We start from the raw sequence: 2,048 nt of genomic DNA on the forward strand, positions 1-2,048 counted from the left end.
GGCGCGTAGTAGTTCGTCGCCTTGTAGACAAACTGCACCGTGTCGCTCAGCGCCATAAACCCGTGGGCGAACCCTTCCGGGATCCACAGCTGACGTTTATTCTCTGCGCTGAGCACCGCGCCCACCCATTTGCCAAAGGTGGGCGATGAACGACGGATATCCACCGCCACGTCAAACACCTCACCTTCCACACAGCGCACCAGTTTGCCCTGGGCGTGCGGATCCAGCTGATAGTGCAGCCCACGCAATACGCCTTTCTGGGACTGGGAGTGGTTGTCCTGAACAAAATCCACCTGGCGGCCCACCGCTTCATTAAAGACCTTGCTGCTGAAGCTCTCGAAGAAGAAGCCTCGCGCATCACCAAACACGCGCGGTTCAAAAATCAGCACGTCAGGAATATCTGTTTTAATAATGTTCATCGTTTGCTACCCGTTTATTTGCCCAGGACTTCTGTTACCACGCGTGCCACACCCTGACGCCAGTCCGGGAGAGTCACCCCAAATGCCTGCTGGAATTTTTCATTCGACAGGCGTGAGTTGAGCGGACGCTTCGCCGGCGTCGGATAGGCCGTCGTCGGAATGCCCTTCACTTCCTGGACCGCCAGCTCTGCACCGTGCGCCCTCGCCACCTCAAACACATAGCGGGCGTAGTCGCACCAGCTGGTCTCGCCGCTGGCCACCAGATGATAGGTGCCGGCCAGCGCCGGATTGCGCAGCGTTTCACGGATTGCCGTCGCCGTGCAGTCTGCCAGCAGCTCAGCGCCGGTGGGCGCCCCGTGCTGGTCGTCAATGATGGAGAGCGTCTCTTTCTCACCCGCCAGGCGGAGCATCGTTTTGGCAAAGTTGGCGCCGCGGGTGGCATACACCCAGCTGGTACGGAAAATCAGGTGACGCGGGTTGCCCTGCTCCAGGGCCAGTTCACCGGCGCGTTTGGTTTCGCCGTAGACGTTCAGCGGGCCGGTTGCTTCATCTTCCCGGCGATAATGGCTGCCGGCGCCGTCGAACACATAATCCGTGGAATAATGCACCATCAGGGCACCCAGCTTCGCCGACTCTGCCGCCAGCACCGCCACCCCTTTGTCGTTCAGCAGGTCGGAGAGCTCCCGCTCGCTTTCTGCCTTGTCCACCGCCGTGTGCGCGGCGGCATTCACCACCACGTCCGGGCGGACGGTACGCACGGTCTGCGCGATGCCTTCCAGATTAGTCAGGTCACCGCACAGCTCTTTATCAAAGTAGTCCACCGCGACCACGTCGCCGAGGGTGGACAGTGAACGCTGCAGCTCCCAGCCCACCTGGCCATTCTTGCCAATCAGTAAAATCTTCATTCTCTGTATCCTGTCGTTGACGAAGAAGGCATTAACGCTCGTTCAGCAGGCGCTTCAGATAAGCACCGTACTCGGTTTTCTTCAGGCGTTCGGCCTGAGCCGCCACCCCTTCCGCCGACAGCCATTTATTACGGTAACCAATCTCTTCCAGGCAGGCCACTTTCATCCCCTGGCGCTTCTCAATGGTGTGAATAAACTGTGATGCGTCCATCAGGCTGTCGTGGGTGCCCGTATCCAGCCAGGCAAAACCGCGCCCCAGCAGTTCCACCTGCAGGTCACCTTGCTCCAGATACATCTGGTTCAGGGTGGTGATCTCCAGCTCGCCGCGCGCTGAAGGCTTCACATCCTTCGCCATCTCCACCACGTTATTGTCGTAGAAATAGAGCCCGGTCACCGCCCAGTCCGATTTCGGCTTCAGCGGTTTCTCTTCGATGGACAGCGCCTTAAAGTTCTCGTCGAACTCCACCACCCCGAAGCGCTCCGGATCCAGCACCTGATAACCAAACACCGTGGCACCGGAGGTCTTCGCCGCCGCCGCTTCCAGCTTTTTACCGAAGCTCTGACCAAAGTAGATGTTATCCCCCAGCACCAGGGCACAGGCATCGTTGCCGATGAACTTCTCGCCAATGATAAAGGCCTGCGCCAGGCCGTCCGGCGACGGCTGGATAGCGTAGCTGAAGTTCACCCCGAACTGCGACCCGTCACCCAGCAGGCGCTGGAAGGA

General features: G+C 59.4%; 3 protein-coding genes. All 3 read right to left on the minus strand.

Annotation, left to right across the window (positions count from 1 at the left end; genetic code table 11):
• Nucleotides 1–419 (minus strand): dTDP-4-dehydrorhamnose 3,5-epimerase (rfbC, locus tag CWM54_RS27755; RefSeq protein ID WP_100699182.1); only part of this gene is annotated, 419 nt, incomplete at its 3' end.
• A gap of 14 nt (nucleotides 420–433) precedes the next feature.
• Complete coding sequence (rfbD, locus tag CWM54_RS27760) at nucleotides 434–1,324, minus strand: dTDP-4-dehydrorhamnose reductase (RefSeq protein WP_000698223.1); 891 nt, start codon at nucleotides 1,322–1,324, stop codon at nucleotides 434–436.
• Between the two features lie 31 nt (nucleotides 1,325–1,355).
• The coding region (gene rfbA, locus CWM54_RS27765) for a glucose-1-phosphate thymidylyltransferase RfbA (protein ID WP_100699184.1) at nucleotides 1,356–2,048 on the minus strand (693 nt) is incomplete at its 5' end.

This window comes from Klebsiella sp. D-Nf1 (assembly GCF_002810515.1).
Taxonomy (GTDB): domain Bacteria; phylum Pseudomonadota; class Gammaproteobacteria; order Enterobacterales; family Enterobacteriaceae; genus Klebsiella; species Klebsiella variicola.

What these genes read in the sequence shown, in the direction of transcription:
- rfbD (WP_000698223.1), bottom strand. Translation starts at nt 1,324, where the DNA reads ATGAAGATTTTACTGATTGGCAAGAATGGCCAGGTGGGCTGGGAGCTG.